This is a genomic window from Moraxella sp. 179-F 1C4 NHS (assembly GCF_045370505.1).
Lineage (GTDB): Bacteria > Pseudomonadota > Gammaproteobacteria > Pseudomonadales > Moraxellaceae > Faucicola > Faucicola tetraodonis.
In genome coordinates, this window is the sequence record NZ_JBIQEC010000022.1 from 1 (window position 1) to 22735 (window position 22735).

Sequence of the window (22735 nt, forward strand, 5' to 3'; positions counted from 1 at the left end):
CGGTTTAATCATATGTTTTTAGCCACGTATGCGGTGTTTAAGCTTGAGTGTTTGAAAATCAAAACCAAGTTAAATCACTTTGCTTTGCGTTTGAAGTTACTCGTATCCGCTAATCAGTCGGCTTTTGCCCAGCTTAAGGCTATTAGCGGTGCGTAACTTCAGTATTTAAGCTAAAACCATCTAGGCTAAAACCATTAATCCTCAGCAAATGGCTGTCGGATTATTTACCACCACGCTCAGCACGGGCTTTATTGATGAGATAGTTAACCACTTGTGGCACTTTACCATCCTCACCCTCCACAACGTATTTTCCATCAACGACAACCGCAGGCACCCCTGACAGTTGGAAGCGCTGCGCCGCATCTTTTGAACGCGCGATACGGGTATTCACCGCAAAAGAATTGTACATACTGTTAAATTTATTGATATCCACACCTTTTGATGCGTACCATTGCCCGATAGAGGCTTGGTCAAATAATTTTTGACGGTCTTTTTGAATGGCGTCAAACATCGCTTGGTGGGTTTTGCCTTGATAACCTAATAACTGTGCGGCATAAAAACCGCGCGCGTTTTGTTCCCACACAGGGTTCATCGCAGCTGGCGTCTGCATAAACACCACATCAGCTGGCAATTTTTTTGACCACTGTGCCATGTAAGGTTCTAATTTGTAGCAGTGTGGGCAACCATACCAAAAAAATTCACGAACAATGATTTTATTGCCTTCAATTTTCTCTGGGTTTGCAAGCACCTTATAGTCTTGACCCGCTACAAAATCTGCAGCTTGGGTTGATAAACTGGTCAAGCCGATTGCAGCGGCGATTGCGGTCATTGCTAATTTTTTCATGGTTGCCTCATTAACAGTCAAATCATAGGGTCTAGCACGGCTCATATCTTATAGTATGTTATAGAAAATCGCTTGCTAGCAGGGCTCAAAATACGAAAATACCTGCGCGTTATACTATCATAAATTAAGGACGTGCCTAAGTGTAATACTTTGTAAACTAAAAAAAACTACACTGGTGAAAAAAATAAGCAATATGTTAATTAAATTTTCTAAATAAAAAAGCATACTTTTTTAAGTTTATTTTACCAGTCATACTTAAAGTTGGGCGGTTATGCGGCTGGGTAGTCATCAGCTATTTTACGCTACAATTTTACGCTATCAGCCTGCCACATAAATTCTACAGCGAATGGGCTAAAAACTGTTAGAATAAGGCTATTTTTGATAGCAATTGTGGTTAGCGAGCAACCGCATTTCAAAAAACGCGATAACATGTTATTAAAGTAAAAAGTATCGAATTAAAAAATAGCGAAGTAAAAATCAAACGGAACTATCATCATGACACAACCGAATCTACAGCAAAACGTCGACTTACAAGAAGTACAAAAATTCACCGACCTTGCCAATGAATGGTGGGACAAATCAGGTGCGTTTGCCACCTTGCACCAAATCAATCCGCTACGCTTAAACTGGATTGAACAGCAAACCATCGCCCGCCAGCAATCAGGATTAACGGGCAAAAAAGTGTTAGATGTCGGCTGTGGTGGTGGTATTTTGTCACATAGCATGGCAGTGCGCGGCGCCACGGTGACGGGTATTGATTTGGGAGAGGCGAACATCAAGGCAGCACAAATCCACGCCGAGCAAACTAGCCAAGCGATTGATTTTGCTTGTGTTGCTGTAGAAGATTTTGCCAAAGCGCACGCTGGTGAGTTTGATGTGGTGACTTGTATGGAAATGCTCGAGCACGTGCCAGACCCGCAGTCAATTATCAATGCTTGTTTTACCCTGCTCAAACCCAATGGCGTATTGGTACTATCGACCATCAATCGCAACCCAAAATCCTACCTGTTTGCGGTGATTGGCGCTGAATACTTATTACGCTTGTTGCCACGCGGCACACATGATTATGAAAAATTCATCACCCCAGCCGAGCTAGATCGCTTTGCTCAGCGGGCAGGCTGCAAACGTCAAGATTTAATTGGTTTACATTACAATCCACTTATCAAGCACTATTGGCTGGCACAAAATGTTGACGTTAACTACATGATGGCGGTATATAAGCCTCAGTAGTTGGCTTTACTTAAATATTAATCGTTGATTTGAGCAAAAAATGACTGAAAAATGCCAAGCCGTATTGTTTGACCTTGATGGCACCTTGATTGATACGGCACCTGATTTTATCCGGATTATTAAGGTGATGTGCGCCAAACACCAGCACCCAGCGCCCAGTGATATCGCCATTCGCGAGCAAGTTTCTGCGGGCGCCAGAGCGATGGTCAAGCTGATGTTTGGCGAGCTTGCCAATGTGACTGAGGATGACCCAACCTTGTTGGCTTATCGGCAAGAGTTTTTGGACACCTATGAAGCCGATATCTGTGTCGATAGCCGCTTGTTTGATGGGCTTGATTCGCTGCTAAAAAACTTGGAATCACGTGGTATTGTATGGGGCATTGTCACCAATAAGCCGCGTTATTTGGCGGAAAATTTATTAGAGAGACTTCAGCTAACTGAGCGCTGTGGTGTATTGGTATGCCCTGATGATGTCAAACACACCAAACCTGACCCAGAGCCCATGTATTTGGCAGTAGCACGGTTGAATGAACAACTCAGGGGTCAGCTACAGCCTGAAAATTGTGTGTATGTCGGTGACCATATCCGTGACATTCAAGCGGGCAATGCGGCGAATATGCGCACGATTTTGGCAGCTTATGGCTACATTCCCCCTGAAGACCAAGCGGATTTGGGCAGTTGGGGCGCGGATAACATAATCCATAGCGTCGCTGAATTGACCGCTTTGCTGGGCGATTGGACGGATGCTTGAGCGGATATTTGAACAAGCGACTAGGCGCTTGATGCATAGACAAGGTGTTAACAATTTGCCCGATTTTTAGGGAATTTTTTAGCAAGCTTTTGAGAAAAATTTTGAGGAAACTATGACTTTAGCAACGCATGATGATATCCGTAACTTTATCCCACCTGCCGACTGTCTAAAAGGTAAAAATATTTTGGTCACAGGGGCAGGTGATGGCATCGGCAAAGCAGCAGCGCTAAGCTATGCAAAATATGGCGCGACCGTGCTACTACTTGGCAAAACCGCGAGCAAGCTTGAAGCCGTGTATGACCTAATTGAAGCAGAGGGCGGTGCACAGCCTGCTATGCTACTGATGAATTTAGAGAGCGCAAGCTACACAGAAATGCAGCAATTGGCGATTTTGATTGAGCGTGAAGTCGGGCATTTGGACGGTGTTTTACACAATGCAGGGTTGCTCGGTGTATTGACCCCACTTGAGATGTATGACCCGATTATTTTTGAGCAAGTGATGAAAGTCAATTTTAATGCCACCTTTACCCTTACCCAAGCTTTGTTACCGCTCCTCAAATCTGCGCAAAGTGGCTCAGTGGTGTTTACCTCTAGCAGTGTCGGCAGCCGTCCACGCGCGTTTTGGGGGGCATATGCGCTGTCAAAATTGGCGGTAGAAGGGATGAGCGATATTTTCACCCAAGAAACCCAAAAAACCACCACCCTGCGCTTTAACTGTATCAATCCCGGTGCCACGCGTACCCAAATGCGTGCTGCTGCTTATCCAAGCGAAAACCCCAACACCTTGCTTGCGCCAGAAGACTTGATGAGTGCATATGTTGCCTTGATGAGTGATGAGGCGGCAGGTATCAAAGGTCAGGTGATTGATTTACAGCCACAATAAAATGGCGCGATGATGGCTTTAATACGCTATTGAAATTTGACAAAACCACTACCATATTATTATGGTTAACCTATTAAAATCTAAGGAAAAATATGGCAAGTGGTTGGGCTGCAGATGGCGCAGAAAACGAGCAAATTGAAGCGACTATTAATGACGCGATTGAACGGGCAAAACGGGCATTGCCACAGGGCGAGAGCCTAACTCATTGTGAGGAGTGCGATGCCCCCATTCCCGAAGCACGGCGTCTTGCGATGCCTGGGGTGCGCTTGTGCGTGCGTTGTCAACAATCGCTAGAACAGCATCAGCAAAAAGTTGAGCTATTTAATCGCCGTGGTAGTAAGGATAGCCAATTGCGCTAAGCGTATTGGCTAACGCTGTCGTTCATAACAGTTGTATTTCATAACAATTGAAGCTTATAAAAATTTTTCAAGCGGCAGGTGCGATAGCATCCATACTAGCGTACGCTGCCAAGCCTTGGTTTGTGGCTCTTCATCATACGTGACGGTTTGACCGTTTTCGAGCGTTGACCACTGAATATTGTCATCTTTGAGCGACAAGGTGTAGCTAGTTGTTGGCAAGGCCTGCAAAAATTCATTGCGGATTTTGTTGGCAAGTACAGGGTGGGCGATGGCAACGCCAAGTTCGGTATTGGTCAAGGCTGAACGCGGATCAAAGTTGAACGAGCCGATATACACCTTTTCACCATCGCTTTCAAACGTTTTGGCATGCAAGCTGGTTGCAGAGCTTCCCGTCAAGTATGAATCACGCAGATTGTCTTTGATGGCATTGGGTTTTAGTTCATATAGCTTGACCCCAGCTTTGAGTAAGTCTTTGCGGTGTTTGGCATAGCCGGAATGCACGAGCTTGACATCGGTGGCGCTCATGGCATTGGTCAAAATATTTACCGCCACGCCTTTTTTTGCAAGGTTGATAAAATAGTCTTTGCCTTGCTCCGTGGGTACAAAATACGCAGAGATTAAATTGAGTTCACGGCTGATTTTACCTAAGCTTTGGTTGATGTCTAACCCTTGGGTATTGGCTTTGCTGCCGAGTTTGTCAGGATTGTCCGTCAATAGCTGGACGCTTGCCCAGTAGAGCGGCAATTTTTGTTGTTTGATTTGGTTGACAAAGTCGATTGCCACCAAGCGCTTTAGATAGTCGTTTTTCAGCTTTAGCACAGGGTCGAGTTGTTGTGATGCGGGTTTATCAGCTTTTTGGGTTTTTGGGGTAAATACTTGGTTTAGGGCGGATGGCTCAGGTTTTTTGACCAAATCGGTGATAGGAAAAGCCAGTTTATGGTTCCAATATTGGTCAAATGCTTGTGACATCTGCGGCACAATATGACCAACCATCAGCACATCTAGGTCAGAAAATACCATCTCTTGGTTTAAAGAAAAATACTCATCCCCGATATTGCGCCCGCCTGTGATGGTGATTTGGCTATCAGCGGTGATGGATTTGTTGTGCATACGATGATTGAGCCGCTCAAAATCGCCCACAAACCCTAGCCAGCGCCACGAGCGAAAACGATTGGGGTTCATCAATCTTACTTCAATATTGGGGTGTTCATTGAGTAGCCACAGCGTTGGGTCGAGACCACGGGTATTGTTGTCATCTATTAATAATCGCACGCGCACACCGCGCTCTGCCGCTTCTTTGATGGCTTGGAACATCAGATTGCCAGTGATGTCGTTATTCCAAATATAGTACTGTACATCTAGCGTTTTCTCTGCGGTGCTAATGAGCAGCATACGTGCGGCAAACGCATCCATGCCATCGGGCAAGGGATAAACGCCCGTTTTTTGTGGATTGCTTTTAACCAATTCTGCGATGCCATCGGCCATGCTTTGCGAGCCAAATTGGCGAAAACGGCTGGAGGGCTCATCAGGTGGCATATCGGTTGCCACCGTTTTTTGATGGTCTTTGGTAATGACAGCGGTTTGATACGTGCTGGATTTGCCCGTGTTGACAGGCAGACGACCCCACCAGGCGATAAAAAACAAAATCGCCATACACACCAAAAACAGGCTGGCTAAAAAAATAAGACGACGTTTGAACAGGGGTCTTAGCATGATGGCACCCACCAAGGTCAATTAAGCCATGGGTTAAATTAGTTAAATTGACGCCCAATAAATTTGACGGTTTCATCCTTGGCTTTTTTGACGGCAAGCTTGCGGTTTTGTCCCAGCAGTAATTTGATTTGCCACAGTTTTTCTTGATACAAAGTTGTTGCAGGCGTGTGATACATGGTATTGATGATGCGTTTGCTCGCCAAGACGGCATCGGGGGAGCGATTGCTTAATTCTGCGACCAAATTCTTCGCAACTTCCATTGGCGTGTCGCTTAGATGGCTGACCACACCGTAGTCAAAGGCTTGCTGACCGTCAAAAATCCGTGCCGTCATCGCTAATTCCTTGACGATATCGGCGCGTAGCACTCCCATCGCAGACTGGGTCAGTCCCATATCCGGCACCAGTCCCCATTTGGCTTCCATAATGGCAAATTGGCAATCCGCTGTGGCGATACGAATATCGGTCGCCAGTGCCAACTGTAGTCCTGCGCCAAGGCAATGTCCATGCAATACACTGATGACAGGCATCGGCAGTTCTCGCCACACAAGGCACACTTTTTGAAATTTACTTTGAAACGGTTTGATAAGCTCCCAAGCGACCTGTTTTAGATTTTTTGGGTTGTTTAAATCCGCCAAATCGATGCCGGTAGAAAAGCTTTTACCTTCACCTGCCAAAATCACTGTCCGCACGTCCGTCCATGTGGTGAGCAGGTGGGCTAAATCAATGAGCTTATCCATCAACGCAAAACTTAACGCATTGCGCTTGTCAATCCGTGTCAGCCAAACAATGACGCTATCATCACCGCTAAGTTCCAACCGCACATCGGGCGCAAGGTTATCGTTTGCAGCTTTGATACGCTGCGCTAAAGACACAGCAGTAGCACGCTGAGAAAATGGCAAAAACCCTACACCCGGCAATATTTTTGATACCGACAAAACCGACATACGCATCCTTAAAATTTAACTGTCCCAATAAACTTAAAAAAATGTTGCGAAAACGCGAAGATTTGCAATCATTAATCTCACTTTACTGATTTTGTTGGTTGGGCACAAGAGGCGATATCGGACGATACGTTTAAGAAAGGTAACGTGGAATAGCAAGTATGCCAAACCTAGGTGGCATTGTGGTGATGGGTGTCAAATCATCTTCCAGGTCATGTCGTTTTCTTTGAGCTGGGCATATTTGAGTGCAGGGAATTGACTCAAATCAGCCTGTGCCAAGTTATCGAGCGCTTGTAGCATTTGCTCGTAATAAGGCGCCAAAATGGCAAATTGCGCAGGCGAGCTATTGTTGATATTTAGCAAGCACTTGTCTTCAAGATTTTGGCTGGCTTGGCGGAGCTGTGGTACGCCCGTATAACGACTCGCCCCTAAAATGCGATGCGCCGCGTGGGACAAGGCTTGCCTGTCGTGGCGCTGCCAAGCCTGCTGCAAGTCACTTTTTTCCTGCTCAATCGACTCAATCAGTAGGGTAATTAAATTGGCTGCCAAATCAGGCTTACCTGCTACCCGCATCACCGCATCATCCCAATCAATGACCGCAAGACTTGCTAGTGACTCAGCGCTATGCTGACTGCTGACCGATGGTAGGCTTGGCAAATTAGCGTTGTCATCGGTGGTAGTCGCTGAGGCAGCTAATGGTGTATGAGCAAATACGGCACTCTCTTTGGGGGTTGCAGGTGCAGTACGCAGGTTATTTGCCCCAGACGCTATCGAACGCGCCGAACTAGCCGACTTGCTAGCAGATTTGTCAGAAGCCACATCAGCGGTTAAATCAGACGTCAAATTAGCGGACACGGACGTACTGTGTTTACCCAACCAGCGTTGCAGAATTTGCAATAACTGGGCTTGACTGATTGGTTTGCCCACATAGTCATCAATCCCAGATGCCAATAATGTATCGCGTTCATCCGATAGACTATGTGCGGTCAGGGCAATAATCGGAATATGTTGATGTCCTGCTTGCGTTTCAACCTTACGGATTTGGATGGCGGCTTCACTGCCTGACATTCTTGGCATTTGAATGTCCATAAAAATCAAATCCACGGCAGTATCGCTTTGTGACTGGTGAGTGGTTATGTATTCAATGGCGTCAAACCCACTATTAACCGTCACCACATTAATGCTCAGCTCAGCCAATAAGGCTTCTAGTACCAACAAATTGGGCAAATGGTCATCCACGGCAAGCACAGTAAAGCCATGCCACTGCGGCAGTGTAGGCTCTTGGCTGTTGGCAGAATTGCTATCGAGCAGCTGATAAAGCTGTCGACGATCGAGCGGCTGATACAAGGCTTGTGCCTGGTAACGCGACAACAATTCTGGCTCAAGATTGACTTGATAGCCAAATAGTAGCAATTTACCAGCATAATGTAAGCGTACTTGTTTGAGCAGCGACGTGGTGTCCTCAGTGGTGCCATTGTCTACGATGACCCAATCCCAATGATTGCCTGTTTCTTTGAGCGATTCAAGTAGGCTGGCTAGCGTACTTGCGGTAGTAATGGCAATCGGTAATTTACGCAGCGAGCCTTTTAACACTTGTAAGCTTGCAAGATGGTCAATCCAAACCAAGATATTTACCGCAGCAGTGGTATCAGCCGCCACATAACCGGCATCGCTTTTTGGCGGGACGATGGCGGGTAACTGCCAAATGGGGTCATGGATAAGCAGCCGCTGCTGCTCTTGGTTGCTGATACTCATCGGCAAGGTAAACCAAAACGTCGTGCCTTTGACTTTGTGTGATTGGCTCGCATCACCCGCTTGCTCAGTGGCGTTGTCATAAAAACCAATATTGCCGCCCATCAGATAGGTGAGTTGTTTTGAAATCACCAATCCCAGTCCCGTACCACCATACTGACGAGTAATCGAAGGATCGCCTTGGGAAAAACTTTGGAACAGCAATTTTTGATGCTCAGGCGAAATCCCGCGCCCTGTGTCTTGCACACTGATATGAATTAAATCATCGATGTCATCATCCAGACTAACCCGCACAATGACCTCGCCATCATCGGTAAATTTGATGGCGTTGTTAACAAGATTGGTCAACACTTGCTTGGTTCGTAACGCATCCCCCACCAGATAATGTGGCACATCGTCATAGAAGAACACCGCCAGGCGTAAATCTTTCTCTGCCGCCAGTGGCGATAGCATATCCACCACATCGTAGATACTGGCATACAGGTCAAATTCATGACTATCTAGTACCAGTTTACCGGCTTCAATCTTAGAAAAATCAAGCACGTCATTGACCAAGGCTAATAGGTGCGCTGAAGACTTACGAATCGTCTGCACGTACAAGTCTTGCTCGGCATTTAAGCCGCCATGACGGGATAATAGGTTGATAAACCCATCAATACTGTTAAGTGGGGTGCGTAACTCGTGGCTGATATTGGCTAAAAATGCCGATTTGGTTTGACTGGCTGAAACCGCAGCATCACGCGCATTGCGAATGGAGATGTTTTGCATTTCCATCTCGTCAAAAGCCAATCGCAAATCATCTTCGGTCTGTTCGGCGTGATTCTTGAGTTCTTGGAAACTTTTATGCAGACGCCTTAAGGTCTTGACCAAATCCTGTTGCAGTTGGTTGATTTCACCACTGGCGTTGATGGTCATCGGTTTATATAGGTTGTTGGCGTTGGTGCGCTGCAAATGTAACCGCATCTCATAAATCGGCGCAATCCAGCGTCTGGCATATATATGGGTGGTCAATAGCAGCAGTAAAATAGTAAAAAGTCCGGTAATCGCTAACGCCAACATCACTTGATAGCGAGCCACTTGTAGCGGCTCATTATCAATATTGACAATAAGCCACAAGGTCGGTAGTGGGGCAGTCGCATTGGCGGGCGGGCTTAGTACCAATTTTCGACCAAATAAACTACTACCCTTGCTATTAAACAGGCTGTTGGATTGGGTATTGAGCTGCGTCAGCAAATAAGTTTGCTGTGCATTACTTTGCGCCTCAAGGTGTCGTCCCAAAAAAGGCAACAAGCGCGGATTGGGCTGTTGTGACAAATCCCCAAAACTGACCAACACTTTGCTTTGTTCGTTGACAATCGCCACGCCTTGCAAGTGTTTGTCGTTGATGGCATTTTGTAGGGCAAATTTCACATTGGCTTGCAGTGTCGCCAATTCTTTGGGCGATAGCTCAGCTTTATTTGCGCTGTGTTTGTTTAAGTTATCTTTATTTAAGCCATCTTTACTTGAGCGATTATTGCTATTAGGCTGAGTGCTAGTTGTAGATAGCGCTTGGTTGATTTTAATCAGATTCGCCTGCATGGAAGCGGCGACTGGCTGCAGAGTCACCAGCAAATTATCCGCGGTTGATTGCTGAATGGTACGCGCAGCACGGCTGGTATCCGATAACACCAAAAAACCACCCGTCAACGCGAGTGCGCTAATCGGCAAAAACACCAACAGTATCAACTGTCCATAAGCGGTGGAAAAATCCAAGTGAAATCGTTTGCTCACATTGCTAGCCTTGCATCAGCCTAATTTAGGCATCAGATTTTTTATCAGGGTTTTGGGGTATAGCGTTTCATTTTATAGGATTTTAGCCAATTTTGCTTGGGTAGCTGGGTTTTTTGTCGCAAGTAAATTTTTGATAAGTCTATACCCCAGCAAAAAATCGAGATAAAATCAGATGGGGTAGCGGTTGAAAATGACTTGCATAATAATCATGATTCGCCACTGACGGGTGATATGAATTTTGCTAAACTACGCGCGCAATCCAAAAAATTTACTGTTAAAAAAACTAATCAACGCTGGCTAATCTATAAGCTAGACTAAATGCTTTTGCTAAAAACTCGTATTATCAAAAGTTCATGGCCAAAAACTAAGGTTGTCTTATGACCCATAATAATTTCATCACTGAAACCAGCACGCTCAATGACTGCATTGGGCATACGCCACTGGTCAAGCTAGCGCGATTTGCACCGCAAACCGACCAAGGCACAGCCACCCTGCTTGCCAAACTTGAAGGCAACAACCCAGCGGGCTCAGTGAAAGACCGCCCTGCATACAATATGTTTTATCAAGCTGAACTGCGTGGCACTATCAAGCCAGGCGACACCATCATTGAGGCCACCAGTGGCAATACGGGCATCGCCCTTGCCATGGTCGCGGCAATGCGCGGCTATGCGATGACGCTGATTATGCCTAGCAACTCTACCCAAGAGCGTAAAGACGCGATGGCAGCGTATGGGGCGACACTGATTGAAGTCGATAACATGGAGTCGGCACGTGACCTTGCCCAGCAAATGCAGGCAGAAGGTAAAGGCATCGTACTCGATCAGTTTAACAACCCTGACAACAAACAAGCGCATTATCTGACCACAGGTCCTGAGATTTGGCAGCAAACCAATGGCACGATTACCCACTTTATTAGCTCAATGGGTACCACAGGCACCATCATGGGCGTGTCCAAATACCTAAAAGAACAAAACCCAAACGTGCAAATTATCGGTTTACAGCCCGCTGAAGGTGCTAATATCGCAGGAATTCGTAGATGGCCAGCCGCTTATTTGCCAAAGATTTTTGAGCCAAGTTTGGTGGATAGGGTGATGGACATCGATCAGCACGATGCGGAAGTGTTTATGCGTAAGCTTGCCCGCGAAGAAGGGATTTTTGCGGGGGTATCATCCGGTGGTGCGGCGTGGGCAGCGTACCAAATCGCTAAAGAACACCCGGATGCGGTGATTGCATTTATCGTCTGTGACCGTGGCGATCGTTATCTATCAACAGGGTTGTTTGGTGTTAAAGATGACGCTTAATACCCAATAACCTAAAGCAGAAACTAACAAGGAAGTATTATGGCTACGCCAGCGCCGATTTTAGTATTTGATATCGAAACCATACCCGATGTTGCCACAGGCAAGCGGCTATACCCTGAGTTGGCTGGGTTATCGGATAACGATGCCATGACCAAGCTTATGGCACTGCGTGAGCAAGATGTTGGGCATCCTTTTATGCCCCTGCCCTTGCACCAAATCGCTTGTCTTTCGGTGTTGTGGGTCGCGGGCGGCAAAATGACCCTCAAATCGCTGTCGCTGGCTGACCATAGCGAAGCGCAAATGATTCAAACCTTTTTTAATGCCATTGAAAAAAATCCGTTGTTGGTGAGCTGGAATGGCAAGGGCTTTGATATACCCGTCATGGTGTATCGGGCGTTACAGCATGGTCTAACCGCGCCCAAGCTGTTTAGCCAAACCGGTGAGATGAGATACAACAACTATATCAACCGCTATCATGACCGTCATACCGATTTGATGGTGAAGCTTGCCATGAATAGCACGTCGCAAAAACTTGATGTCGTGGCATCCTTATGCGGCTTTGCAGGCAAGCAAGCGTTGGACGGCTATGATGTGGTGCCTATGGTGCAAGCAGAGGCATGGGATAAGCTCACTACTTATTGTGAAAGTGATGTGCTTAATACTTGGCTGATTTTTTTGCGCTACCAACGACTCACGGGACAATTTTCAGCGCAGCAAAGCGAGCAATGGGAGTCCACCACCCGAGACTATCTGCAATCGTTCACCAATCAAGACAATAGCCTGCGCCATGATAAGTTTTTGCAAGCGTGGCAACCTGCTAGCAATTTAGCCGCTGACAAACATGTCACTCATGTCACTGATATCGCCATCACCCAGCCGTCATCTAATACCCCAACTGCCCAAGTAGAATCACCATGAATACCATTTTTCCACCCAGCCAAGTGGTGGCACTGCCCATCCATCAATCCGAGCAAACCTTTCCTGTCCGCCGCGTGTATTGCGTGGGGCGCAACTATGCCGACCACGCCCGAGAAATGGGCAGTGACCCAGACCGTGAGCCACCATTTTTCTTTTGTAAAGCCGGTGACAGCGAGTCGATAATTGCGGTTCGACCCGATAGCATTGCCCAATTGCCTTATCCGACTAAAACGCAAGCGCTACATTATGAAGTAGAATTGGTGGTTGCGATTGGCAAAGCGGGCGCTAATGTGAGTGTGGCAGAGGCACATAACTTGATTTTTGGCTATGCCGTGGGGCTCGACATGACGCGCCGCGACTTGCAAAACGAAATGAAAAAATCGGGTCGTCCCTGGGAGATTGGCAAGGCGTTTGACTATTCGGCACCCATTGGCGAAATTTATCCCGTTGCTAGCGTTGCTGAGATACAACAAGCGAATATTTCACTGGCGGTGAATGGCGAGCCCAAACAACAAGGCAATATCAATCAGTTAATCTGGAATGTGGCAGAGACCATTGCCAATTTATCAGAGTTTTTTGAACTCAAAGCAGGGGATTTGATTTTTACAGGGACGCCAGCGGGCGTCGGTGCGGTGATCAAAGGCGATACCATCCTCGCGCAAATTGACGGACTGGGTAAAATTGAGTTGCTGGTTGTGTAAAACTTCGAGTATAAAAGATGAAAAAAGGCGCTAATAACAGCGCCTTTTTTATTAAGATGATTAATTTTATTGTTACGTTTGTTATAGCACTTTTTCAATCTGAAAACCCATCTTTTGCATGAGTTCAGCTTTATCAAACGGCGCAAGGCTGGCACGAGTAAATGGCTTGTCTTTAAGATAAGTTCTTGTTACCCGCTGTAAATCATCAAGGCTGACCGCCAAGATTTTGGCACGCATCGCTTGTTGCCACTCTTTGCCGCGACTATGCAACTCAGCAAACAGCGCCTTCACCGCTTCACCCGCCGGACTTGCGGGCTTATCCATGCCTGCCATCAATCCTAAAATCGCTTCTTCAATCCAAGCATCGGTTTTTTCGCCTGTAGTTTGCGCGAGTAACCAATCAATACTACCCAAGAAGTCATCAAACGTGGCTTGGTCACGCGGGTCACGGTAGCTATAAAACTTGAAAGAGCAGGCATTGCTATCATAGCTCGCGCCGCCGCCATACGCCCCGCCTTGCTCGCGAATGGTACGATGCAGATAGTTGTTGCGTAGTACGCTTGAGAGTACCATCAAGGCAGGGGCATCTGGATGGTTGGTCGGCACGGCATCAAAGACAAGCGCATGATGAAATACATTGGTTTGCGCAAGCCACGCGATATCGCTACTGTCAGTGGTAATGGGCGATTCGATTAAGGTAGCGGTAGGCTCGTCAACAGGCGCTTGCCAGCTCTCGCTAATTGCTTGCTGCAGCGTCGGTAATACCTCTGCTTCGGCGATGATAAGTGCTTGTTTTGGCAGGGCTTTGATGTAGCGATGTAAATTGGCTAAGCGCTCTCCGAGCTTTTGCCACGCACTGCTATCTTGCTCTGCTTGCTGCAAAAATTCAGTTAAGCTATTTAATGCAGGCAAACCACCGCGTACATATTCAAGACGGGCGATTTTACTGGTGTTACGGCTCGCTGTTTGCATGGCATACGCATGACCTGCATTGGCAAGGCGCGATTGCCAGCCCATTTGTTTTTGGGTCAGTAGCTCTTCCATTCGTGCATATTCAGTAAAAATAGTGTCGTTGAGCACTTCTTTAACCAGCTCAATCGCTTCAAATTTACGTGACAATGAGCGGGTAGCGACCACCAAGAAGCTATCCATTTTTTCGGGATTGTCAGGTGACGTGCGCTGGCTGATTCTGACAGTCACACCGCTTGAATGGCGTGCTTGCCGCGCTTGAAATGCCAAGGCATCGTGTTTGCGGGTGCCCACTTCGCTGATCAAGCTCAGATAGGTTGGTAAATCTGGGTGATTGATAAGCGCTTCATGACCCTCTAGGGGCATAATCACTTGATAATAGTACAGACCGTTGGTGCCTGCTTCATATTCATACAACGTACTTGGCAGACCACTTAGGGTGATATCACGTTTTGTACCTGTTTTAAATTGAATTTGGGCAGGAATATCCGCCAATCCCACTTTAGGTAGCAAATCCACATCATCAGGCGTAGCTTGGCGTTCGGCAAGGGCTTTGGCTTGGCTGATGAGCGCATTACGCGTATCATCGGTCAGTGCCGCTTCAATGGTGTCAAGTTTGGCTTGCTCATCCTTGGCTTGTTGCTCAGATTTGCTCGCATCAGGGATGAGTGTCAAACGCACGCGATGCGGATTGTCGAGCAAAAAGCTGCGAATCAAATTGGCAATAAAATCAGGGTTTTGTACTTGTTCACGTAGCCAGTTTAGGTTTTCATCGATGTCCCACACATGCATGGGGTCACCATCGTGGATAGCAGTACTAAAGCCTTCAAGCATCAAATTTAGACCATATGGCATACTATCGCCACCGATATGACGTTGGTCGATTTCGATTTGGTGCAAAATGGTTTCAATTGCTTCACTGTCCACAGGCTGGTCCGCCACTTGTTTGAGTAAGTCCAAAATCCCTTGCTCAATGGCATCGCCATGCTCAGGTTCAGAGCCACGGACACCCGCATAAAACACCATCTGATAATGGCTGTCATCCAAGCCCAGTAGCGGCGTTGGGGCAGATGCCAGCGGATGGCTATCGAGGTACGCCCGCAGCGGCGAACCGGCATGTTCAACCAATACGCCTTCAAGTAGTCGCATAGCCAGACGCTGCTTACCGTCTAAAATCGATGGTAATAACCATGCCATGACGTGATGGGTTTGTTTGGGTTTCACCGTATCGACACTGTAAGTGTCCGTCACGCTGATTGGCGCGGTCAATGATTTTTCGAGTCGTGAGGCGTGTTTTTGCCCTTTAGCAAACGCTTTACCTGCCACCGCCAATGCATCCTCATGGATACGGGCTTGGGTCTCTGCCACAGGGATATTGCCAAAGCTCATTACCACCGCATTGCTTGGGTGATAGTGACTTTGATGAAACTTGACCAAATCAGCATGAGTCAGCTCAGTAATGGCAGCAGGCTCACCGCCAGAATTGTAGTGATAAGTGGTTGTGGGGAATAAATGACGCGCCAGCGTGTGATATAACTGGTCAATCTCGCCACTCATCGCGCCTTTCATTTCATTAAATACAATGCCTTTATACTGGGGTTTGCCGTCTTCATCAAGCTCCACTCGAATCCCTTCTTGGGCAAAATCGAGCGGATTTAAACTTGGGAAAAATGTCGCATCTAGATACACCGACAACAAGTTAAAATAATCTTGACGGTTTTGGGTGGCAAACGGATACGCCGTCCAATCTGCCGCAGTAAACGCATTCATAAAAGTATTAAGCGAGCGCTTAATCATGCTAAAAAACGGGTCGCGCACGGGATATTTTTCAGAGCCACACAGACTGGTATGCTCTAAAATGTGCGCTTCACCGCGGTCGGTCATCGGCTGGGTGCGAAAGCCAATCATAAAGGCATTTTCATCACTCGGGTGGGCGAGGTGATAATGAATCAACCCCGTGGCGTTATGTTCACTCACTAGCACATCAAGCGATAGCGCATCGATACGCTCATGAGCGCGTAGGGTAAAAGCAGGGTGTAGGGTCAAATCTAAAGCAGAGTCGTGAGAAGTTGCGGGCATGAAGTTACCTGTGTGTCATCATAATATTTGTCAGAATTTATCAGCAAAACCAACTGTAAAAAAACAGAAAGTATAGCAGTTTTGTCGGATTTATTTTGAGTTAAATGGGGACAAAAGCCGCGTTATAAAGGCAAAAAAACACAGATACCACAGATAATACAGCGCCAATCATTTGCCCGTGTCAGCCAATTTTCAGATATTAACTTTGATGGTTTTAATTTACAATGACACCACATTGAATTTAACTCATCTATTTTTTCCAAAATCGTTAAAGAGGAACCACAATGGCAAAAATCGTCGCCATCGGCAATGCGTTAGTTGACAGTGAGTTTGTGCTCACCGATGCACAGCTTCACGCCACAGGCCTGACCAAAGGTAACATGACCCTAGCCAGTCACAGTGAGCAAGCTGACCTCATCGCCTCGCTCACCACGCAAAACATCATCGCGACCAAACAAGCAGGTGGCGGCTCGGCTGCCAACAGTATCTATGCCGCAGCAAGCCTTGGCAGCGATACTTTTTACGCTTGCCGAGTGGGTGAAGACGATGCAGGGCGTTTTTATTTGGCGGATTTAAATGCCGCAGGTATCAAGACGTCTACCAAGTCATTCGCTGATGGTACCACAGGCAGTTGTATGGTGATGGTGACCCCAGATGGTGAGCGCACCATGCAAACGCATTTGGGCACTTCCGCAGAAATCAGCGAAACCGATATCGAGTTTGATGCGCTCAATGATGCTGATTGGTTGTATCTTGAAGGTTATCTTGCTATGTCACCCTCGGTACAACAGGCGATTGCTCAGCTAAAACAACAAGCCAAAGACAAAGGGGCTAAAATCGCGGTCAGTTTTGCCGACCCTGCCGTGGTCAAATTTGGTCGTGAAGGACTGGATGCCATGCTAGAAGGTGGCGTGGATGCGGTGTTTTGTAACTATGATGAAGCGCAGCTATTTACCAACCAAACCAGTCACTCACAAGCGGCAGCAGCGTTATTGTCAGTCGCCAATATGGCAGTGGTGACCAATGGTGCAGCAGGGTCAATCATTGCAGTAAGGGACGATGTTTCACGTGAAACAAAACTGATTGACGTGGCATCGCTACCCGTTGACAAAGTGCTAGATACCAATGGCGCAGGGGATAATTTTGCGGGCAGTTTTTTATACGCGCTCTCCCACGGTCATTCGTTGGCAGATTGTGGCAAATTAGCCAGTAGCGTCGCAAGCCAAATTATTCAGCAGTTCGGACCCCGTCTCAAACCGGCGCAATACCAAGCGATTTTACAATCAACCTTAATATAGCGCACAGCTGATCAGGCAGATTTTGACAACCTAATAAAAAAGCCCTAGTTTTAGCTAGGGCTTGTGCTGACAAAGCTAATCAATTAAGCGGTTTCGTTAAACAGCTCACGACCAATCAGCATACGCCGTACCTCGCTGGTACCTGCGCCAATCTCATATAGTTTGGCATCACGCCAAATACGCCCCAGTGGGTACTCATTGGTATAGCCATTGCCACCAAAGATTTGGATACCTTCTCCTGCCATCCAAGTGGCTTTTTCCGCTGTCCACAAAATCACGCTAGCGCAGTCTTTGCGTACTTGGCGCACATGGTCTGAGCCTAGCATATCCAAATTTTTGCCCACGGTGTAAAGAAAGCTGCGTCCTGCCTGTAAGGTGGTATACATGTCCGCCACTTTACCTTGAATTAACTGAAATTCACCGATGGCTTGACCAAATTGCTTGCGATCGTGGATGTAGGGAATGACGTTGTCCATGACTGCTTGCATAAGCCCGATGGGACCTGCGGCAAGTACCGCACGCTCGTAGTCCAAGCCACTCATCAAGACTTTAACGCCGTTGTTAAGACCGCCCAAAATGTTGTCGCTTGGCACTTCGACATTGTCAAACACCATCTCACCTGTGTGGCTGCCGCGCATACCCAGTTTGTCGAGTTTTTGCGCGGTATAAAAGCCTTTCATGCCTTTTTCTGCCAAAAACGCGGTGATGCCTTTTGCCCCAAGCTCTGGGTTGGTTTTGGCATACACCACCATCACATCGGCATCCGGTCCATTGGTAATCCACATTTTTGAGCCGTTTAATACATATACGCCACCTTTGTCTTCGGCACGTAGTTTCATGCTGGTCACGTCTGAGCCTGCACCGGGCTCACTCATCGCCAAGGCACCAATGAATTCACCGCTGATGAGTTTTGGCAAGTATTTTTGTTTTTGGGCTTCTGTGCCGTTGCGTTTGATTTGGTTGATACATAGGTTGGAGTGCGCACCGTAGCTTAGCGCCACTGAGCCTGATGCGCGGCTGATTTCTTCCATGGCGACCATGTGCGCCACATAGCCCATGTCCACGCCGCCGTAAGTTTCGGGTACGGTGATGCCATGCAGCCCAAGCTCACCCATTTTTTGCCACAAGTCCATCGGGAATTGGTCGGTGCGGTCAAGCTCGGCAGCGCGTGGGGCGATTTCAGCATCAGTAAAGGCTCTGACGGTTTCGCGTAGGGCGTTGATGTCATCGCCAAGTTGGTAATCGAGTCCTAGGTTCATAGTCATTCCTTGTTTATTAACTGACTGTTAAAGATTTACGTTTATTTAAAATCGCTGTTGCCACCTTTGAGCCATTTTGTCTGCCCAAAAACGCGCTAATTTTTTGTCCGACATCGACTAGTTTATCGAGGTCAATGCCCGTTTCAATACCCATGCCATGTAGCAGATATACCACATCTTCGGTGGCAACATTGCCGGTTGCGCCTTTGGCATACGGACAGCCGCCAAGCCCTGCCACCGAGGTATCAAACTGCCATACCCCCATTTGTAATGCCGCTAAGGTATTGCTAAGCGCTTGACCATAGGTGTCATGAAAATGCCCCGAGATATTGTCAATATCAATATAACGCAAGGCAGCATCCAACGCTTTTTGCACCCTGATAGGCGTGCCCACGCCGATGGTGTCAGCAATGCCAATATGTTCAGCGCCAATGGCAACAAGTTTTTCTGTCACATAGGCGACTTTATCGGGGTGAATTTCGCCTTCATACGGGCAGCCCACGGTACAAGAGATGACGCCGCGCACTTTGATGCCATGTGCTTTGGCGGCGTCAGCCACGGGGGCAAAACGCTCGATACTCTCAGCGATGCTACAGTTGATATTTTTTTGGCTAAAAGCTTCACTCGCTGAGCCAAAAATCACCACTTCATAATTGGCAAATTGGTCACGGTGGGCAAGGGCGGCATCAAAGCCTTTCATATTGGGTGTCAGCACCGAATAGACCACGTCATCGCGTTTGCTAATGCCATCTAATACGGCATCATTGTCTGCCATTTGTGGTACCCACTTTGGCGACACAAAACTGGTGGCTTCAAGCTTGCGCACCCCTGCATCAATCAAGCCGTTAATCAACTCGATTTTGACGTCGCTGGGCACGGTTTGTTTTTCGTTTTGTAGTCCGTCTCTTGCGCCCACGTCAATGATTTTGACAAAGTTTGGATAGTTCATGATTGGCTGCCCGTATCAAGTTTTAATAGCTCATCGCCATCGGATACCAAATCCCCTGCTTTAAACAGCAGCTCTGCCACCGTACCATCACTAGGGGCATTGATGGTATGCTCAATTTTCATCGCTTCAATCACTGCCAAGGCTTGACCTTTTTTCACTTCATCGCCCACATTGACCCGAAACGCCACCACTTGACCTGGCATGGGCGATTTTAGGCTGCCGCCATCTTGGGGCTCGATGCCCACATGCGCCATGCTATCCACCAAGGTGATGACATCGCTGGCATGATTTGAGAACACATATACTTGTTCATTGTGTCGCCATGCCTGCATCTGTTGGCGCTTGCCGGCTGTTGCCCCGTCACTTAGCCATAGGGTAAAAGTATCATCGGCAGTGGGCAAATAACGAACATCGCCTTGATAGATGGGCGTGACAACGTCCGCGCCTTGTTTTTCGGCTTTGACAATGGTGTTAATCGTTAGATGAAATGCTTGTTCCTTGGCTTGCCCCTGAACTTGCGCCTGAATTTGGCTGATAACCGCACGTAGTGGCTTATCGTGATACACCAAGTCAAAAGGACGTTCATAGTAGCTATATGCACGCCATGCGTCAGTTTTGCTAAAGGGGTCGTGGTTTTGGGTTTGCGCTTCTTGGGCAAGCTCTTTGACAATCGCGGTGGCTACCAGCCAAGGTAGCTCACCACGCTGCTGCCCAAACAGTACGTCTTTTTCACGTTCAATCAATGCTGTATCAAGATTGGCATATTTGAACGAATCTGATTGCACCACGTGACGCAAAAACGCCACGTTGTTGGGCAGACCGACAATACGGGTTTCTGCAAGTGCTTGGTCTAGTTTGGCAAGCGCTTGCTCACGGGTTGGCGCATGGACGATGAGTTTGGCAATCATCGAGTCATAGTAAGGACTGATGACATCGCCTTCGCGTACCCCATCATCCACGCGCACATCTGACACACTAAACTCGCTGTGCGTTGGCGTGCGGTAAATATTTAGCGTACCTGTGGTGGGCAAAAAGTTGTTGTCTGGGTTTTCAGCATTGATACGCGCTTCAATCGCATGACCGTTGATGGTCAAGTCTGCTTGCTGTTTTGGTAACGGCTCGCCGCTAGCAATACGCAGTTGCCACTCGACAAGGTCAGTACCAGTAATCGCTTCAGTGACGGGATGCTCAACTTGCAGGCGCGTATTCATTTCCATAAAGTAGAAATTCATGCCGCCAAATTTATCTTCGGGTGAACACTCACGTTGCTCTACGATAAATTCAACCGTACCCGCCCCCACATAATTGACCGCTTTTGCCGCCGCTATCGCCGCTGCGCCCATCGCCTCCCGCATTGCCACGCTGACATCGGGGGCAGGGGCTTCTTCGAGCACTTTTTGATGGCGGCGCTGTACCGAGCAATCACGCTCAAATAAATACACATAGTTGCCGTGGCTGTCGCCAAAGACTTGAATTTCAATATGGCGGGGACGTAGGGCGTATTTTTCAATCAATACGCTGTCATTGCCAAAGCTGCTAATGGCTTCACGTTGACATGAGCCTAAGGCATCAATAAAATCTTCGGTTTTTTCAACTAACCGCATCCCTTTGCCGCCGCCACCAGAGCTGGCTTTGATTAGCACAGGGTAGCCAATTTTGTCGGCCTCGCTATGTAAAAAATCAGGGTCTTGGTTGGTGCCATGATACCCTGGAATGAGTGGTACATTGGCCGCTTCCATCAAGCGTTTGGACTCGGCTTTAAGACCCATGGCGGTGATGGCAGACGCAGGGGGACCGATAAACACCAAACCCGCATCCACGCACGCTTGGGCAAATTCGTCGTTTTCACTCAAAAACCCATAGCCAGGGTGAATCGCTTGTGCGCCTGTTTGTTTGGCAGCCTCCAAAATGCGCTCCCAACGCAGGTAGCTGTCTTTGGGCGCAGAACCGCCTATATAAATGGCTTCATCACACACGGCTACGTGCTTGGCAAAGCGGTCAGCGTCGGAGTATACCGCAACGGTACGCACACCCAGTTTTTTGGCGGTGGCTGCCACGCGGCAAGCAATCTCACCCCGATTGGCTATTAAGATTTTTGAAAACATAATCGTCCCTTTTTATTTTTTCAAGACCGCATCACCGCGAATCTAACTTGGCATACTTATAAAATTTGGCTTATAAAATCCAGCTTTTTATCTCAGTTATTTTACCTGCGTCATTTAAGCCAGCTTGGTTTTCGTTTTTGCAAGAATGACTGTACGCCTTCTTTACCCTCGGCGGATGCGCGGATATCGGCAATGCCTGCAACAGTATCTTTGATTAACTGCTCATTAATTTCGGCATACGCCACATCCTGCACCAGTTTTTTGCACACCTTGACAGCGTTTGGGCTAGCATTGACCAAGTGTTTGACCAAATTATCAAGGCTTTGTGTAAACTCTTCTTCATCCACCCGCTCATGGATAAAACCGATTTTTTTGGCTTCTTTGGCATCAAATATTTCAGCGGTTAAGAAGTACCGATGCGCGGCTCTTGCACCCATCGCGCGAATCACATACGGGCTAATGGTCGCAGGAATCAAGCCAAGTTTGACTTCGCTTAAGCAAAAATTGGCGTTTTTTACGCTAATGGCGATATCACAAGCCGCAACCAGACCCATACCACCAGCATATACATCGCCTTGAATGGCAGCGACGGTGGGTTTTGGGCAGTGGTAGATGGTCGCTAGCATTTGCGCAAGCTTGCCAGCGTCTGCTAAGTTTTCATCGTGGCTATAATCCGCCATCGCGCGCATCCAGTTTAGGTCTGCACCGGCACAGAAGGCTTTGCCATTGGCAGTGAGTACCACCGCACGCACTTCGTCCTGCTCAGCGCAAAATTGAAACACATCGGTCAGTTCTTGGATGACATCGTCATTAAAGGCATTGCGTTTGTCTGGACGATTGAGGGTAATGGTCGCTACGTGCTGGTCAATGTCTAACAGTAAGCTGTCATAAGTCGGTAATTTCATCGTGTTTT

17 protein-coding genes are annotated in these 22735 nt (G+C 47.5%); 8 read left to right on the forward strand and 9 right to left on the reverse strand.

The window, feature by feature from the left end; genetic code table 11:
* Nucleotides 1–220: 220 nt before the first annotated feature.
* The gene (locus ACH0AB_RS09620) at nt 221–844 is read right to left on the reverse strand and encodes a thiol:disulfide interchange protein DsbA/DsbL (RefSeq protein WP_040403627.1); all 624 of its coding nucleotides are present in this window, start codon (nt 842–844) and stop codon (nt 221–223) included.
* A gap of 495 nt (nt 845–1339) precedes the next feature.
* Here ACH0AB_RS09620 and ubiG point away from each other — a divergent pair, with 495 nt between their 5' ends.
* The 4 genes from ubiG (at nt 1340) to ACH0AB_RS09640 (ending at nt 4067) form a co-directional block, all read left to right on the forward strand.
* Entirely contained in the window at nt 1340–2074 is a 735-nt protein-coding gene (gene ubiG / locus ACH0AB_RS09625; RefSeq protein ID WP_007116237.1) for a bifunctional 2-polyprenyl-6-hydroxyphenol methylase/3-demethylubiquinol 3-O-methyltransferase UbiG, read from the forward strand.
* 40 nt (nt 2075–2114) lie between these two features.
* Complete coding sequence (locus ACH0AB_RS09630; RefSeq protein WP_406878030.1) at nt 2115–2825, forward strand: HAD family hydrolase; 711 nt, start codon at nt 2115–2117, stop codon at nt 2823–2825.
* 112 nt (nt 2826–2937) lie between these two features.
* Complete coding sequence (locus tag ACH0AB_RS09635; RefSeq protein ID WP_062333231.1) at nt 2938–3708, forward strand: YciK family oxidoreductase; 771 nt, start codon at nt 2938–2940, stop codon at nt 3706–3708.
* 92 nt (nt 3709–3800) lie between these two features.
* Nucleotides 3801–4067, forward strand: a complete 267-nt coding sequence (locus ACH0AB_RS09640) for a DksA/TraR family C4-type zinc finger protein (RefSeq protein WP_007116234.1) — start codon at nt 3801–3803, stop codon at nt 4065–4067.
* A gap of 54 nt (nt 4068–4121) precedes the next feature.
* Here the strand turns inward: ACH0AB_RS09640 and ACH0AB_RS09645 are convergent, their stop codons facing one another.
* The 3 genes from ACH0AB_RS09645 to ACH0AB_RS09655 form a co-directional block, all read right to left on the reverse strand.
* Nucleotides 4122–5780 (reverse strand): phospholipase D family protein, encoded by a 1659-nt coding sequence (locus tag ACH0AB_RS09645; protein WP_406878031.1) that lies wholly within the window; start codon nt 5778–5780, stop codon nt 4122–4124.
* Between the two features lie 38 nt (nt 5781–5818).
* The gene (locus ACH0AB_RS09650; RefSeq protein WP_406878032.1) at nt 5819–6724 is read right to left on the reverse strand and encodes a crotonase/enoyl-CoA hydratase family protein; all 906 of its coding nucleotides are present in this window, start codon (nt 6722–6724) and stop codon (nt 5819–5821) included.
* A gap of 192 nt (nt 6725–6916) precedes the next feature.
* Entirely contained in the window at nt 6917–10243 is a 3327-nt protein-coding gene (locus ACH0AB_RS09655) for an ATP-binding protein (RefSeq protein ID WP_406878033.1), read from the reverse strand.
* Nucleotides 10244–10620: 377 nt separating this feature from the next.
* Here ACH0AB_RS09655 and cysM point away from each other — a divergent pair, with 377 nt between their 5' ends.
* From cysM to ACH0AB_RS09670, 3 genes are read left to right on the forward strand one after another with little or no spacing between them, the layout of a single operon-like run.
* Nucleotides 10621–11544 (forward strand): cysteine synthase CysM, encoded by a 924-nt coding sequence (gene cysM, locus ACH0AB_RS09660; RefSeq protein ID WP_095356306.1) that lies wholly within the window; start codon nt 10621–10623, stop codon nt 11542–11544.
* Between the two features lie 39 nt (nt 11545–11583).
* Nucleotides 11584–12462, forward strand: coding sequence for a 3'-5' exonuclease (locus ACH0AB_RS09665; RefSeq protein ID WP_406878034.1), 879 nt, complete (start codon nt 11584–11586; stop codon nt 12460–12462).
* Complete coding sequence (locus ACH0AB_RS09670; RefSeq protein ID WP_406878035.1) at nt 12459–13163, forward strand: fumarylacetoacetate hydrolase family protein; 705 nt, start codon at nt 12459–12461, stop codon at nt 13161–13163. Before ACH0AB_RS09665 ends, ACH0AB_RS09670 begins: the two co-directional genes overlap by 4 nt.
* A gap of 81 nt (nt 13164–13244) precedes the next feature.
* On the opposite strand, the gene ACH0AB_RS09675 is transcribed toward ACH0AB_RS09670, so the two are convergent.
* Nucleotides 13245–16211: an insulinase family protein gene (locus tag ACH0AB_RS09675; protein ID WP_406878036.1), complete on the reverse strand. Its 2967-nt coding sequence runs from the start codon at nt 16209–16211 to the stop codon at nt 13245–13247.
* Between the two features lie 284 nt (nt 16212–16495).
* On the opposite strand from ACH0AB_RS09675, the gene ACH0AB_RS09680 reads away from it, so the two are divergent.
* Complete coding sequence (locus ACH0AB_RS09680; RefSeq protein ID WP_406878037.1) at nt 16496–17509, forward strand: adenosine kinase; 1014 nt, start codon at nt 16496–16498, stop codon at nt 17507–17509.
* Nucleotides 17510–17592: 83 nt separating this feature from the next.
* On the opposite strand, the gene ACH0AB_RS09685 is transcribed toward ACH0AB_RS09680, so the two are convergent.
* From ACH0AB_RS09685 to ACH0AB_RS09700, 4 genes are all read right to left on the reverse strand, one after another.
* Complete coding sequence (locus ACH0AB_RS09685; protein ID WP_406878038.1) at nt 17593–18768, reverse strand: isovaleryl-CoA dehydrogenase; 1176 nt, start codon at nt 18766–18768, stop codon at nt 17593–17595.
* Between the two features lie 16 nt (nt 18769–18784).
* The gene (locus ACH0AB_RS09690) at nt 18785–19717 is read right to left on the reverse strand and encodes a hydroxymethylglutaryl-CoA lyase (RefSeq protein WP_060996167.1); all 933 of its coding nucleotides are present in this window, start codon (nt 19715–19717) and stop codon (nt 18785–18787) included.
* Nucleotides 19714–21822, reverse strand: coding sequence for an acetyl/propionyl/methylcrotonyl-CoA carboxylase subunit alpha (locus ACH0AB_RS09695; RefSeq protein WP_406878039.1), 2109 nt, complete (start codon nt 21820–21822; stop codon nt 19714–19716). Before ACH0AB_RS09695 ends, ACH0AB_RS09690 begins: the two co-directional genes overlap by 4 nt.
* 110 nt (nt 21823–21932) lie before the next feature.
* Nucleotides 21933–22727 carry an enoyl-CoA hydratase/isomerase family protein gene (locus tag ACH0AB_RS09700; RefSeq protein WP_406878040.1) on the reverse strand — a complete coding sequence of 265 codons (795 nt, stop codon included), beginning with the start codon at nt 22725–22727 and terminating at the stop codon, nt 21933–21935.
* Between the last annotated feature and the right edge of the window lie 8 nt (nt 22728–22735).